The sequence below is a fragment of the Pseudoxanthomonas composti genome, assembly GCF_004122095.1.
GTDB classification, from domain to species: Bacteria; Pseudomonadota; Gammaproteobacteria; order Xanthomonadales; family Xanthomonadaceae; genus Pseudoxanthomonas_A; species Pseudoxanthomonas_A composti.
The window spans coordinates 25,085-38,094 of the sequence record NZ_SAWZ01000011.1; the positions used below are offsets into that span (position 1 = coordinate 25,085).

Sequence of the window (13,010 nt, forward strand, 5' to 3'; positions counted from 1 at the left end):
TTGCGCCCCAAGGCGAGTGTTGGAGCTGTTCAGCACCAAGTGGACCTCGATGGTGCTGCATACCTTGCTGGTCCGCCACGGCGGTACTACGCGCACGGGGGCGTTGCACCGAAGCCTGCCGGCGATTTCCAAGAAGATGCTGACCCAGACCCTGCGCGAGCTGGAGGAGGCCGGAGCGCTGACGCGTACGGTTCACCCCACCGTCCCACCGGCCGTGGAATACGCCTTGACGCCGCTGGGTGTGCAACTGGTGGAGCCGATCGAATTGGTCTACGACTGGGCGCGCCGGAACGCCGCCGCGCTGGACGCGCTCAAGCCAAGGCCGACTTCGCGCCGCCGGGGTTGATCGCGCCAGACGCGCGCTGATCGGGTCGCGCCGTTTGGCCGTGGGAGTTGCGCCCCCTGTTCGCGTGGTGGCACGCGTGTGCGCGTGGCAGCGGCTTCAGCCGCGAACTGACTGTCCTAGGGGCAAGCCCTTCGCCGATGAATCGGCTCCTACACGATTACGCTCGGAAGCGGCTGGGGTGGCCTCGGGTATCAGTTGCAGCGCCTTCCGAGGCAAGGCTCCTTGCTGATAGATCGGCTCGCTCAGGACCGTGCGTGGGAGCGGCTTCAGCCGCGAATGGGCTTCCCAGGCAAGCCCATTCGCCGATGAATCGGCTCCCACACCCGGCGTACGAGGGAATCGTCGCTGGCCCCCGCGGCACGGGCGCCGCAGGCACGCAAGTTATGCACGGGTGACCCGCCGGCTTGACGCCCGCTGCGAAGCCACTTAACGCCAAGCCAGGAGGATCTGCCGGCAATGGCGCACCGCATTCGCAGTATCTGCGGCGCGCCGGACCAGGCGCCGCGGAGCGCATGCAGCGCTCCAGAGGCGAGATAGCACAGAGAATGGAGAAACAAGGCATGGCGACAGAACAAATCGAGAACCTGAAGGACTGGCTGCGCGATGCGCATGCGATGGAACAGCAGGCCGAGTCGATGCTCAAGGCACAGGCGGCACGGCTGGAGCACTACCCGCGCCTGAAGGCCAGGATCGAGGAACATCTGCAGGAAACCCAGGCACAGAAGGCGTTGCTGGAAGGATGCTTCGAGCGGCTGGACATCAGCCCCTCCACGATCAAGGACGCGCTGGGCAAGGTTGCAGCCATCGGCCAGGCGCTGGGCGGCTCGGTGAATTCGGATGAGGTGGTCAAGGGCGTGATCGCCAGCTACGTGTTCGAGAATCTCGAAATCGCCAGTTACACCTCGCTCAAGGCCGCCGCGCAGGCAGTGGGCGACAGCGCCGTGGCGCAGGTCTGCGACCAGATCCTCCCCCAGGAGCAGGCCATGGCCGACTGGCTGCGCCAGTACATCCCCGAGGTGACCGAGGAGTTCCTGGCGCGCGACGCGACGCCCGGCGTGACCGCCAAGAAGTAACCACAGGCTGCGGCGCGCGCGACTGCGATCTGGCATCGCGTAGCGCCGGCGGTCGCCTGACCGCGCCATCTTCTTTCATACGACCCACGAGAGGTATACATGTCCATCAAGACCGCAGAAGAATTGTTCGTCCATGAACTGTCCGACATCTACAGCGCGGAAAAGCAGCTGACCAAGGCGCTGCCGAGGCTGGCCCGAGCCTCTTCCAATCCCGCCCTGGCCGAGGCCTTCACCGCGCACCTGGAAGAAACGCAGGGGCAGATCGAGCGTATCGACCAGCTGGTCGAGCTGCTCGGTATCCGCTTGAAGCGCATCAAGTGCGCTGCGATGGAAGGCCTGGTGGAGGAGGGCAAGGAAGTCATCGACAGCATCGAGGAAGGCCCGGTGCGTGATGCCGCGCTGATTGGCGGCGCGCAGAAGGTGGAGCATTACGAAATCGCCTCCTACGGCACCCTGGCCGCGCTGGCGAAGAATCTGGGCTACAAGGACGCCATCCCGCTCATCCTGGAAACGCTGAAGGAAGAGAAGTCCACCGACGAGAAGCTGACCCTGCTGGCCGAAGGCGGCGGCAACCAGGCTGCGGCGAAAAAGTGAGCAACCGCTTGAACTGCCGTCTCGTGGTGCGCTCATACGCGTGCCATGGGACGGCAGTTTCTTTATCCGTGACGGTCGCACTCCGCGAACGACCACACGCCTGCGGCCCGGGCGAGCACGCGTAACAGGCTTCGGCGCCGCGCTTCGGTGAGTGCCCGGGTCTGATTGTCGTCAGTCAGCTCGAGGCAACCCGAAGGACTCTTCCAGGATCGCCAGCGCATGCGCGCGCCGGGTTGGCGTCTCTGCGGCGATCAGCTCAGGTGCGACGCGGACATCGAAACCGCGCATCGAACCATCGATGGCCGTGGCCAGCACACAGAGGTCGGCCGCCACGCCGACCACCGTAATCCGCTGGATGTTCTCGGCGCGGAGCAGGCCCTCCAGTGAGGTCTTGAAGAAGCCGGAATGGCCAGGCTTGACCACAACTGGGGTCTCGGGCCCGACATGCAGCTGCTGCGCCACAGCCGCACTGGGGCCGCCGAGTGCGCGCATGGCGTTCGCGAACTCCGTCGCGCTCCTGGCAGCACCCACCTCGTCATTGCTGTAGATCACGTGTCCGCCTTGTTCCAGGCATCGCAGGCTGGCGCGCGCGATGGGTGCTGCAATCGCGATGGCATTCTTCGCCAGCTCCGCCGCGCCGGGAAAATCGAAGCAGTTGAACATGTCGACGACGATGAGCGCTGAGTGCTTGGCCATGGCGCATTGAATTTCCGCGGTTGTTGCCGGCACGTGTAGAGCGGCTTCCTGCAGCACACCTATGACGACCTGCGGATGCTGCGCAACTCAGGAACAGGCCAGGCACATCACGGCGTAGCGCTGCTTTCAGGGCTCCGTGCGTGCGCATGCATGCCCGTGGTGCCGCGGTACACCGCAGATTTTTCGCGCCGCCCCGCGCATCCTCCGCGGAGTTCACCAGCAGCAGATCCCGTGGTGCCTACAACACCCGATATCTTCTCAGCGGGAGTTGCGTCATGAAAGCACTGACCTATCACGGCAAGAAGGATGTCCGGGTCGAAACCGTCCCGGATCCGGAACTCCAGGACGCCGACGACATCCTGCTGCGTGTCACCGCCACCGCGATCTGCGGCTCGGACCTGCACCTGTTCCATGGCAAGATTCCCGAGACCCGGCACGGGGACATCTTCGGCCATGAGTTCATGGGCATCGTCGAGGAAGCGGGTCCTTCGGTGACCAATGTCAAGGTCGGCGACCGGGTGGTGATTCCCTTCGTGATCGCCTGCGGGCAATGCTTCTTCTGCGAGCACGAGTTGTTCGCCGCGTGCGAGACGACCAACAAGGGCCAGGGCGCCAGCCTGCGCAAGCGCACGGAAATGACGCCGCCGGCCGCGCTGTTCGGCTACTCGCACCTCTACGGCGGCGTGCCGGGTGGACAGGCCGAACTGGTGCGGGTGCCCAAGGCCAACGTCGGCCCGCTGGTGATTCCCGGCAGCCTGGCCGATGAGCGCGTGCTGTTCCTGTCCGACATCCTGCCGACCGGCTACCAGGCGGTGGTCAACGCCAGGGTCGGGCCGGGCTCCACGCTGGCCATCTTCGGCGCCGGAGCGGTCGGGCTGATGGCGGCGGCGTGCGCGCGCATGCTGGGCGTGGAGGAGATCTACATGGTGGATGCCGAGGACTATCGCCTGGACTTCGCCGTGGCCACCTACGGGGTGATCCCGATCGACCTCAACCAGGGCGATCCGTCCGAGCGCATCCTCGAGAAGACCGCCGGCCGCGGCGTGTCCGCCTCCATCGATGCGGTCGGGTTCGAGGCCAAGGGCAGCACCACCGAGACCGTGCTGAGCACCCTGAAGCTGGAAACCAGCTCGGGAGTGGTGCTACGTCATTGCATTACTGCGACCCGACGCGGCGGTGTCGTCAGCGTCCCGGGCGTGTATGCCGGCTTCATCCATGGCTTCCTCATCGGCGATGCCTTCGACAAGGGGCTCGCCTTCGCCACCGGGCAGACCCACGTGCAGAAGTTCCTCCCTGAGCTTTTGAACTTCATCGAGGAAGGCAGGCTGCAACCCGACGTGATCATCTCCCACCGGATGAAGCTGGCCGAAGCCGCCGACGGCTACAGGATCTTCGACGAGAAGCAGGACCAGTGCCGCAAGGTCGTACTCACGCCCTGACCCTGGCTTACCGCAAGCGACGGCTCCCCAGCGTGCGTGCTGCGCGACTGGGTGCGCACACAGAATTTTGCCTCCGCCTCACGCGGATCCGAGCCTGACCACGCGCGTGATGTCTTCGAGCTTGATCAGTCTGGACTGGCCATCTTCGGCATCCACGCGCACCAGACCGTTGAAACCTTCCTGGCCATCGCCGTCCACGCCAAGGACCACGGCCGGACGCTCGACGACAGTGCCCTTGAAGACGGTCTGGTCGCGCATGTGGAACTCGAACTTGCCTTCGGCATCCAGCTCCAGCTGCAGCGCCCGAAGCTGTTCCACACTGGCCGGGTCGGTCGCTGTGTGATTTGTCACCTTGGTCATCTGGCTCACTCCTGCGTTGGCGGTTGTCATCGATGTCAGGCGCCTGCGGGCAGTAGGATCGCCGTAAGGCGCGCCTGCGCCGAGGCTGCGCGCGACAGCGTTATCGATGCGCAGGCAACAGGATGGAACTCGACTTGCGGTGGCTGCGCCGTGAAAAAAGTTCATGACAGAGGTGGCGGTGCCTTCAGAGATCGGGGAAGCAATCCACGCGCAAGGCATCGCGCGGATGCGCATGCCTCAGAACACGTCCCGCACCAGTCGATATGCGGCCACCGCGATACCATCATGGATCATGAGCGTCGTGAAGACCTCCAGCGCCAGCGCCGCGGCCAGCGCCCAGCGCATTCCCAGCCGGCTGGCCAGGGCGAAACCGATCAGGCTGAAGGCCGAATCGGCCAGGGAGTTCAGCACGCTGTCGCCGTGATAGGGCGGGGCGGCGTTGGTGGCATTGCTCAGCAGCGCGATCGCCCAGCGCGAATTCTCTGCGACTTCCCAGAGCGTGCTGCTGATCAGCGTCAGCAGGCACAAGTCGATGGCCGGCCACCGCGGTCGCAGCCAGGACAGGCCGACGAAGCACAACATGCCGAAGGCAGCGTGCAGCAGGGAATAGAAATCGGCCAGCTGCTGCGAGTTTTCCGCCGGATCCTGGCCGAGCTGCCACAGCGACACGTGTCCGCATGGGCAGGTCAACGGCCTGCCTGCCAGCCATAGCGCCGCGACGTGGACGATCAGGCACGCGGCCACCACCAGTCCCACGTGCCGCAGCCAGGCCCAGCGCGGGAAGGCGTGCCGTGCCTGGCGGGTGAATCCATTGAGGTGATGGGTCAGCCAGTTCAATCAGTAGTCTCGGGGCGGGGCGGTCCGTACGCGCGCAAGTGAGAAGCCCGTGTGACTGGCGCGGCGCGCGAGCCTCGTATGATCGCCCTTCCCAAGGTGGACGTGTCCATGTCTGTTCTCACCAACACCCTCGTGTTTCTCGGCAGCCTGCTGGCCATGGAGCTGGTCGCGCTGCTGGTGCACCGCCACGTGATGCATGGCTGGGGGTGGCGATGGCATGCATCGCATCACCACAAGCGGACCGGTGTGTTCGAGAAGAACGACCTGTACGCGGTGTTCTTCGCCGGTGCCGCCATCGCGCTCATTTACGCCGGCTCGCGGGGGTATCACCCGTTGGAGTGGATCGGCGCGGGCATGACGGCCTATGGCCTGTTGTACTTCGTGTTCCACGACGGGCTGGTGCACAAGCGCTGGCCGTTCCGCCACACGCCGCGCTCGGGCTACCTCAAGCGCCTGTACCAGGCGCACCGGCTGCATCACGCGGTCGAGGGAAGACACGGCTGCGTGTCCTATGGATTTCTCTGGGCGCCTTCGGTCAAGCAGTTGAAAGCCGAGCTGCACAGGCTTCATGGCGGACCCATCAAGAAGGCACCGTTGGCCAGCTCAGCCAAGGCGCCAGCCGGGCGGGCGCTGCCATAGGCCATCGGGCCTGGGCGCGGCCCTGGCCCATCTGGAGACCAAGGCCCTGCCCAGGCCGCCGAGCATCAGCCGCAGCTTGGTGGGGGTGGAGGTCCGCACCCGGCTGTCCCAGGCCCGCGCGCCGCGCCGCTTGACCTGGATGCCGATCTGTCGATACACGCCGTGGGCCGACGCGACAGCCCAAGCGGACCGGAACGGAAGCGCCGGCAGGCCCTGCAGCGCCGAGGCGTAGTAGGGCTCGGCCGCATCGACCAGGCGCGCGGCAAGTGCGGCCAGCCGATCGCGGTGCTGTCTTGCGCCCAGGTCGGACTGCGCCAGCCGCTGTTCCTGCAGCCAGCGGCGCGGCAGGTAGCAGCGGCCCACCTGCGCATCCTCGACCAGGTCGCGGGCGATGTTGGTCAGCTGGAACGCCAGACCAAGATCGCAGGCGCGGTCCAGCGCGTCGCGTCCGCTGGCGCCCATCACCTGGCACATCATCAGCCCCACCACGCCGGCCACGCCGTAGCAGTAGCGCAGCGTGTCCTCGAAGGTCTCGTACACCGTCCCGCGCACATCCATGGCATAGCCATCCAGGTGCGCCAGCGCCAGCTGTTCTGGAAGTCGGTGACGCCTTGCCACCGTGCGCAGCGCCCGAAACGGCGGGCTGTCCACTGGCGCCTCGGCACAGGCCTGGCGTGTCTGCACGTAAAGCGCGTCCAGCCGGGCCACCGCCTCGGTGCGGGACATCCGCTGGGCGCCATGGCCCAGGTCCTGGCCGTCCACCTGGTCATCGCAATGCCGGCACCAGGCGTAGAGCAGGGTGACGCTTTCGCGGCTGCGTGCATCGAACAACCTGGCGGCCGCCGAAAAGCTCTTCGAGCCCTGGCGGATGGCCGCAGCGGCGTAATCCTCATCCGCGCTCATGGCATCGCCAGGTCATCGAGCATGAGCTGTGCGGTGGCCTTGGCCGAGCCCACCACGCCGGGAACGCCCGCGCCCGGATGCGTGCCCGCGCCCACCAGATACAGGTTGGGAAGGTCCGCATCGCGGTTGTGCGGCCTGAACCAGGCGCTCTGGGTCAGGATGGGCTCCAGGGAAAAGGCCGAACCGTGGTACGCATTGAGCTCATCCCGGAAGGTGAAGGGGGTGATGAAGTGGCTGGTGACCAGCTGCTGGCGCAGCCCCGGCATGTAGAAGCGCTCGAGATAGTCGAAGATCCTGTCGCGGTAGCGCGGCCCTTCCTCATCCCAATCGATGTCCGCGTTGCCCAGGTGCGGCACCGGCGCGAGCACGTAGTGGCTGCCGCAGCCCGGCGGCGCCAGCGACGGATCGGTCACGCAGGGCGCATGCAGGTACAGCGAGAAATCCTCTGGCAGGGTGGGGCCCTTGAAGATCTCGTCGATCAGCCCGCGGTAGCGCTGCCCGAAGCACACGGTGTGGTGCCGCAGCTGGGCGTGGTGGTGGTCCAGGCCGAAATAGAGCACGAACAGGGACATGCTGAAGCGCTTGCGCTTGAGCGATGCGGCCCGTCGCTGCGCCGGTGGGTGATGGCCCAGCAGGCGCTCGTAGGTATGCACCACATCGGCGTTGGAGGCGATGGCATCCACCGGGAACTGCGACCCATCGGCCAGGCGGATCGACGCGGCGCGTCCATGCTCGACCTCGATGCGCGTGGCATCGGCATCGAGCAGCAGTTTTCCGCCCAGGTCCTGGAAAAGCTTCACCATGCCGTTGACCAGCGCGCCGGTGCCGCCCTTGGGAAACCACACCCCCCAGCGACGTTCCAGCGCGTGGATCAAGGTGTAGATGGAAGAGGTCTTGTAGGGGTTGCCGCCCACCAGCAGCGAGTGGAACGAGAACGCCTGTCGCAGCTGCTCGTCCTGGATGAAGCGCGAGACGATGCCGTAGACGCTCTTCCAGGCCTCCAGCTTGGCCAGCTGCGGCCCGGCGCTGAGCATGTCCCGGAAAGACAGGAAGGGCACGGCGCCCAGCTCGAGGTAGCCAGCTTCGAAGACCGCCTTGGAATAGGCGAGGAACTTCTGGTAACCGGCCACGTCGGCCGGGTTGCGCGCATGGATCTGCCGGTCCAGCGCTTCCTGGTCGTTGGCGTAGTCGAAGTGCGTGCCGTCCTCCCAGCACAGCCGATAGAACGGATCCACCGGCAGCATGTCCACGTAATCGGACATGCGCCGGCCGCTGAGCGCGAACAGCTCCTCCAGCGCGGTGGGGTCGGTGATGACCGTGGGCCCGCCATCGAACACGAAGCCCTCGCGCTCGTACACGTAGGCGCGGCCGCCGGGCTTGTCGCGTCGCTCCAGCAAGGTGGTGGCCACGCCCGCCGACTGCAGGCGGATGGCCAGCGCCAGCCCACCGAAGCCGGCGCCGACCACGACGGCACGCTTCTGATGACTCATCTTGTGTTCCTTAGATGTGCAGGGGAGGCCAGCGCGGCGCGCAAGGCCTCGGCCAGCGGGATGGGGGGTTTCCCGGACAGGATGCGCAGCTTGTCGGCCAGCGTCAGCCGGTCGGCGTAGAAGCGCTGGATCAGCCCTTGCGGCAGGCCGTAGAAGCGCTGCATCACCCGCCAGCGCTGCTGGGGCTGGCCGGCCATGAAGAACAGGCGGTTGAGCAGGCGGAAAAAGCCCTGCCTGCGCCAGCTGGTCAGGGCTTGCTCACGGGTGATGCGCGCCACGGTGGCCGCATCCAACTGGCCGCTGTCGGCCAGTCGTTCGGCCAGCCTGGCCGCGTACGGGAGGGAGTAGCCCGTGGTCGGGTGAAACAACGCGGCGGCCAGTCCCGCGCGCGGCTGCGGATCGTGCGCGGGCCAGAAGCGCTGGAAATCCCCATCCAGAACGATGGGCAGCACGCCGCGCTCGCAGCCCAGTTGTTCGGCCACCTTCAGGCCGCGCGCCTGCGCATAGGCGGCGATGTTGGCCGTGGCCTGTTCGACCGCGACCTGCGGGCTGCTGGTGTAGTGCGTGTCCTCGATCAACAGCGTGTCCGGGCTGAAAGGCAGCACGTAGACGAAGCGATAGCCCTGGCCTTGCGCGACGCTGGCGTCCATCAGGGTGGGCGCGCGCAGCCCGTGCGGGGTTTCAGTGCGCAGGGTGTGGCCGACGAAGGCCTGGTAACCCAGCGCCAGGTGCGGGCTGGGGCGCGCGCCGCGACCGTCGATCACCGCGCCTGCGCGCAGCCGGCGGCCATCGGATAGCGTGACCTGGGTCGGGGAGAGGTGGGCCACCTCGGCGCCCACGCGCATGTTCTCGCCCAGCGCCGCGCCCACCTGGCGCGCCAAGTCCTCGGACAGGAGGCTGGAATACGCCCCGTCCAGCTGCCGGTGCAGCCCCGGGAAGCGCACCTCGTAGCCGTTCCAGCTGTGGCGCGCCAGCGGCAGGACCCACGCGCGCGTGGCGGCCGACAGATCGGTGTGGTGGAAGGACCAGGTGTGCTGGCCGCAGGGCACAGCCTGGCGCTCCAGCAACAGCACGCGCAGCCCGGGCCTGAGCGCATGCATGCGCAGGGCGATCAGCGCATTGGCCAGGCCACCACCGACCAGGATGACATCAGCGTCCGTTTCGCTCATGCAGGGACAGCCGATGGCGAACGCGCAGTGGTGGCCTGGATGATGTCCGCAGCGCGCTCGCTCCCCCCCGCCTGGCCGATCTGCACGCCGATCTCGCGCGCCGCCGCCGCATAGGCAGGGCGGTCCAGCAGTGCCGCCAGCGCCTGGGCGATCTGCCTGGCGGTGCACCACCGCGCCGACAGGCGCAGGCCGGCACCGGCATGGACGACACGCGCAGCCACGCCCGGCTGATCGAAGGCGATCGGCAGGGCCAGCATGGGCACACCGGCCACGCACGCGTCCAGGGCGGTGTTCAACCCGGCGTGGGTGACCACCGCGTCGGCGCGCGCCAGCATCGCGCGTTGCGGCACCGAGTGCACCACCATGACCTCGCCCGGCACTTCCAGCGCGCGTGCGCGCTCAGGCGACAGGCCGCCGCAATGGGCGATCACCAGCTGCACCTTCAAACCGCGACAGGCGCGCGCGATGCGCTTGAACAGGGCCAGCCGATGCCCCTGCAACGTGCCCAGCGAGGCGAAGACCACCTTGCGACCGTCCGCCAGCGGCAGCGCCAACGGCGGGTCCTCGGCCGCCGGACGAAGTGGCCCGACGTGATGGAAATGCGGCGGTGGCTGCTGCCGCGGAAAGTCGAAGCGTTCCACCGTCTGGCTGATCTGCGCAAGCGGCGAGAGGCAGTCGTGCAGCCCCGCGCGCGCGCCCAGGCCAAGCCGCGCGGCCTGCGCGGCGATCGTGCGATCCAGCGGCCGCATCAGCATGTCGTAGACCTGCTGGCTGCTGCGATACAGCTGCAGCGCCGACGGCCCGGTGGCGTACTCCCACGGCATCACCGGCAACGGGATGCCCGGCTCGCGATTGATCGGCAGGGCGCAGGCGACCGAGACGAAGGGCAGCCCCAACGCCTGCGCGACCAACGCGCCGGCCGCTTCCATCTGGTCGCAGATCACCGCCTCCACGCCGGCGTGGACAAAGGCCTCCGGTAGCGCCTCGCACAGCATCTGCGTGGTCAGGCTGACATCGCCGATCACCCGCTTCAGGCCCAGCGGCCCGCCCGGATTGGCCGCCCGCGCCAGCATCGCGCGCACCGTGCCAGCCTGCCGCGCAGGGTCGCCGACCGCGTGAAATGCCACGGGGCCCGGCTCCACCAGCGCGGCCGCATCGGCCTGATGAAAGAACGTGGCGCGATGCCCCCGGGCGACCAGACGCTGGGCGATGGCCTGCAGGGCGCGGAAGTGGCTGGGAAACGCCGGGCCAACCAGGGCAAAGTGGGTCATGCCGCTTCGATCGACCCCGGCTCGCGCTGCCTGACCAGTCTTGCCTGGCGCAGTGCGGCCAGATCGCCGCTGCCGGTGCAGAAGCAGGCGATGCGCAGCTGCTGGGCCATGACCTCGAAGTGCTCGATCACCGACTCGGTCGACTCGACCGCGCTGTTCAACACCGAGGCGGCCTGACCGATCAGGTCCGCGCCCAGGGCGATGGCCTTGGCCGCATCGATCCCATCGCGCACGCCGCCCGAGGCAATGAGCGGCACCGTCGGCAGGCACTGCCGCACGGCCACCAGCGCCTCGGCCGTGGGGATGCCCCAGTTGGCGAATGCGCTGGCCACGGCGCGGTCCCTCAGCGTCGGCGCGCGTTCGGATTCCACGGCCGCCCAACTGGTGCCGCCAGCGCCGGCCACGTCGATGACGGCCACGCCGGCCTCCACCAGTTGCCGCGCCACCTCCGCCGACAGCCCCGCGCCGACCTCCTTGACCACGATGGGCGTGCGCGACTGCCGCGCAAGCGTCTCCAGCGCGACCAGGACGCCGCGCCAGTCGCGGTCGCCGCCGGCCTGCACGGCTTCCTGCAGGGGATTGAGGTGGATGATCAAGGCATCGGCATCGATCATCTGCACCGCGCGCAGCGCCAGCTGCACGCCGCCACTGCGCAGCTGCGCCGCGCCCAGGTTGGCCAGGATCGGTACGTCGGGCGCGCGCTTGCGCAGGTCGCGGGTGAGGCCGTGATCGGCTGCGGTCTCCAGCGCCACGCGCTGGGAGCCCACCGCAATGGCGATGCGCAGCGCCTGCGCCGCTTCGGCCAGGTGGCGGTTGATGCCCTTGGCGCGCAGGGCGCCGCCTGTCATCGAACTGATCAGGAACGGCGCCTTCAGATCGCGCCCCAGGAAACGGGTCTCCAGCGAGATCGCATCCAGGTCCAGCTCAGGCAGTGCGCAGTGCTCGAATCGGTAGCCATCCAGGCCCGTGCGGGTCCGCGCCAGCGCGCGACGCTGGTCCAGCACGATATCCAGGTGATCGTTCTTGCGGGAGACGTGACAATCCGGGGCCGCGCCCTTGCTCGCCAGCCCCATCACGGCACCTTGAACAGCTTGCGGCAGTACTGCAGCAGCGGGCTGGAGGCGCCGAACAGATCGGCAAGCGCGGTTTCGATGCGCTGCACATGCTGGCGCATCTGCTCGCGCGAATGGGCAATGCCCAACAGGCTGATCAGGGTGGACTTGCCTGCATCCTGGCCCGAGTCCTTGCCCGAGCTGGTGCTGTCTTCGCCGTCCTGCAGATCGTCCTGCAGCTGGAAGGCCTGGCCCAGTTCCAGGGCGAGCCTGCGCAGGGACTGACGAGTCTGGGTATCGGTCTGGGCCACCACTGCCGTCATCTCGAACGCAGCGGCGAACAGGGCCCCGGTCTTCAGCGCATTCTTGTTGCTGACCTGGTCGGCGCTCTGCTCGGGCGCCTCGCGCAGATCCAGGCATTGCCCCCCGACCAGGCCCTGCGGACCGATGGCGCAGGCCAGCAGGGCCACGAGTTGGTTCCTGGTCTCTGGCTGCACCTCGGGCAGGCCAGCCAGCAGCGAAAAGGCTTGGCTCAACAGGCCGATCGAGGCGAGCGCGGCGATGTCCTCGCCGAAGCGGCGGTGGATGGTCGGCCTGCCGCGGCGCATCTGCGCGTTGTCCATGCACGGCATGTCATCCAGCACCAGCGAGGCCGCATGCACCATCTCCACCGCGCAGGCCGCATCCAACAGCCCGCGCGTGGGCGCGTCCAGCTCATGACCGATGGCCAGCATCATCACCGGCCGCGTGCGCTTGCCCGGGCCCGTGGCTGCTTCGCGGATCGCTAGCGCGACCAGGTCGCCGGGATCGCCCGGCCGGGGAAGCAGTTCGCCAAGACGGCGGTCGACCAGCGCCTTCAGCGCATCGGGTGAGTGGTGTAGTCCAGGTATGGTCGCCAGTGCCCGCACGGATGCTCCCGACCACCGCTCGGTGGCGCTGATTTGCAGAATTGAAGGCGCCACGTCGCTGGCGTCTTGAACTTCATGAATAGTGCCGGACGTGGTGTAAAAGCTGTCGTCACACACAGGGCTCGATGAGGTGAGCAGGTGGCGATCGGTGGGCGCGCAGGTGGCGTCGTCGGCGCCGCGCGTCTGGGACTTCACCTGCGCGCGCGGCTTTTGCTGGATGCAAGCGGTTGTCC

The 13,010-nt window shown here is 67.6% G+C and carries 14 protein-coding genes; 5 read left to right on the plus strand and 9 right to left on the minus strand.

Translation table 11 applies throughout. The features are described 5' to 3' along the window. Window positions 1-16: 16 nt before the first annotated feature. From EPA99_RS16385 to EPA99_RS16395, 3 genes are all read left to right on the plus strand, one after another. Window positions 17-346, plus strand: a complete 330-nt coding sequence (locus EPA99_RS16385) for a winged helix-turn-helix transcriptional regulator (RefSeq protein ID WP_206733789.1) — start codon at window positions 17-19, stop codon at window positions 344-346. A 560-nt stretch (window positions 347-906) separates the two neighbouring features. Then, the gene (locus EPA99_RS16390) at window positions 907-1,419 is read left to right on the plus strand and encodes a ferritin-like domain-containing protein (protein WP_129472327.1); all 513 of its coding nucleotides are present in this window, start codon (window positions 907-909) and stop codon (window positions 1,417-1,419) included. A gap of 99 nt (window positions 1,420-1,518) precedes the next feature. After that, complete coding sequence (locus EPA99_RS16395; RefSeq protein ID WP_129472328.1) at window positions 1,519-2,013, plus strand: YciE/YciF ferroxidase family protein; 495 nt, start codon at window positions 1,519-1,521, stop codon at window positions 2,011-2,013. Between the two features lie 171 nt (window positions 2,014-2,184). Here the strand turns inward: EPA99_RS16395 and EPA99_RS16400 are convergent, their stop codons facing one another. Then, entirely contained in the window at window positions 2,185-2,709 is a 525-nt protein-coding gene (locus tag EPA99_RS16400; RefSeq protein WP_129472329.1) for a cysteine hydrolase family protein, read from the minus strand. A gap of 275 nt (window positions 2,710-2,984) precedes the next feature. Here EPA99_RS16400 and EPA99_RS16405 point away from each other — a divergent pair, with 275 nt between their 5' ends. Beyond that, on the plus strand, window positions 2,985-4,148 hold the full coding sequence (locus EPA99_RS16405; RefSeq protein ID WP_129472330.1) for a zinc-dependent alcohol dehydrogenase: 1,164 nt from the start codon (window positions 2,985-2,987) through the stop codon (window positions 4,146-4,148). Between the two features lie 78 nt (window positions 4,149-4,226). On the opposite strand, the gene EPA99_RS19020 is transcribed toward EPA99_RS16405, so the two are convergent. Further along, complete coding sequence (locus EPA99_RS19020; RefSeq protein ID WP_241688431.1) at window positions 4,227-4,742, minus strand: DUF3247 family protein; 516 nt, start codon at window positions 4,740-4,742, stop codon at window positions 4,227-4,229. A gap of 3 nt (window positions 4,743-4,745) precedes the next feature. Then, window positions 4,746-5,345, minus strand: coding sequence for a DUF2585 family protein (locus EPA99_RS16415; RefSeq protein ID WP_129472331.1), 600 nt, complete (start codon window positions 5,343-5,345; stop codon window positions 4,746-4,748). Between the two features lie 108 nt (window positions 5,346-5,453). Here EPA99_RS16415 and EPA99_RS16420 point away from each other — a divergent pair, with 108 nt between their 5' ends. Continuing rightward, window positions 5,454-5,984, plus strand: a complete 531-nt coding sequence (locus EPA99_RS16420) for a sterol desaturase family protein (RefSeq protein WP_129472332.1) — start codon at window positions 5,454-5,456, stop codon at window positions 5,982-5,984. On the opposite strand, the gene EPA99_RS16425 is transcribed toward EPA99_RS16420, so the two are convergent. The 6 genes from EPA99_RS16425 to EPA99_RS16450 are packed head-to-tail and all read right to left on the minus strand — an operon-like array spanning window position 5,949 to window position 12,777. Further along, a complete protein-coding gene (locus EPA99_RS16425; RefSeq protein WP_129472333.1) occupies window positions 5,949-6,887 on the minus strand; it encodes a phytoene/squalene synthase family protein in 939 nt (312 codons plus the stop codon). The genes EPA99_RS16420 and EPA99_RS16425 overlap by 36 nt on opposite strands. Further along, window positions 6,884-8,377, minus strand: a complete 1,494-nt coding sequence (locus tag EPA99_RS16430; protein WP_129472334.1) for a phytoene desaturase — start codon at window positions 8,375-8,377, stop codon at window positions 6,884-6,886. The genes EPA99_RS16425 and EPA99_RS16430 overlap by 4 nt, the downstream gene beginning before the upstream one ends. Further along, window positions 8,374-9,546 carry a lycopene beta-cyclase CrtY gene (gene crtY / locus EPA99_RS16435; RefSeq protein ID WP_129472335.1) on the minus strand — a complete coding sequence of 391 codons (1,173 nt, stop codon included), beginning with the start codon at window positions 9,544-9,546 and terminating at the stop codon, window positions 8,374-8,376. The genes EPA99_RS16430 and crtY overlap by 4 nt, the downstream gene beginning before the upstream one ends. Further along, window positions 9,543-10,817, minus strand: coding sequence for a glycosyltransferase (locus tag EPA99_RS16440; RefSeq protein WP_129472336.1), 1,275 nt, complete (start codon window positions 10,815-10,817; stop codon window positions 9,543-9,545). Before EPA99_RS16440 ends, crtY begins: the two co-directional genes overlap by 4 nt. After that, window positions 10,814-11,890 carry a type 2 isopentenyl-diphosphate Delta-isomerase gene (fni, locus tag EPA99_RS16445; protein ID WP_129472337.1) on the minus strand — a complete coding sequence of 359 codons (1,077 nt, stop codon included), beginning with the start codon at window positions 11,888-11,890 and terminating at the stop codon, window positions 10,814-10,816. Before fni ends, EPA99_RS16440 begins: the two co-directional genes overlap by 4 nt. Then, window positions 11,890-12,777, minus strand: a complete 888-nt coding sequence (locus tag EPA99_RS16450) for a polyprenyl synthetase family protein (RefSeq protein WP_129472338.1) — start codon at window positions 12,775-12,777, stop codon at window positions 11,890-11,892. The genes fni and EPA99_RS16450 overlap by 1 nt, the downstream gene beginning before the upstream one ends. Window positions 12,778-13,010: the final 233 nt, after the last annotated feature.

Bases quoted from the DNA above. Each gene is read 5' to 3' on its own strand.
- EPA99_RS16390 (WP_129472327.1), top strand. From the start codon at position 907: ATGGCGACAGAACAAATCGAGAACCTGAAGGACTGGCTGCGCGATGCG.
- EPA99_RS16395 (WP_129472328.1), top strand. From the start codon at position 1,519: ATGTCCATCAAGACCGCAGAAGAATTGTTCGTCCATGAACTGTCCGAC.
- EPA99_RS16400 (WP_129472329.1), bottom strand. From the start codon at position 2,709: ATGGCCAAGCACTCAGCGCTCATCGTCGTCGACATGTTCAACTGCTTC.
- EPA99_RS16405 (WP_129472330.1), top strand. From the start codon at position 2,985: ATGAAAGCACTGACCTATCACGGCAAGAAGGATGTCCGGGTCGAAACC.
- EPA99_RS19020 (WP_241688431.1), bottom strand. From the start codon at position 4,742: ATGCGCATCCGCGCGATGCCTTGCGCGTGGATTGCTTCCCCGATCTCT.
- EPA99_RS16420 (WP_129472332.1), top strand. From the start codon at position 5,454: ATGTCTGTTCTCACCAACACCCTCGTGTTTCTCGGCAGCCTGCTGGCC.
- EPA99_RS16425 (WP_129472333.1), bottom strand. From the start codon at position 6,887: ATGAGCGCGGATGAGGATTACGCCGCTGCGGCCATCCGCCAGGGCTCG.
- EPA99_RS16430 (WP_129472334.1), bottom strand. From the start codon at position 8,377: ATGAGTCATCAGAAGCGTGCCGTCGTGGTCGGCGCCGGCTTCGGTGGG.
- crtY (WP_129472335.1), bottom strand. From the start codon at position 9,546: ATGAGCGAAACGGACGCTGATGTCATCCTGGTCGGTGGTGGCCTGGCC.
- EPA99_RS16440 (WP_129472336.1), bottom strand. From the start codon at position 10,817: ATGACCCACTTTGCCCTGGTTGGCCCGGCGTTTCCCAGCCACTTCCGC.
- fni (WP_129472337.1), bottom strand. From the start codon at position 11,890: ATGGGGCTGGCGAGCAAGGGCGCGGCCCCGGATTGTCACGTCTCCCGC.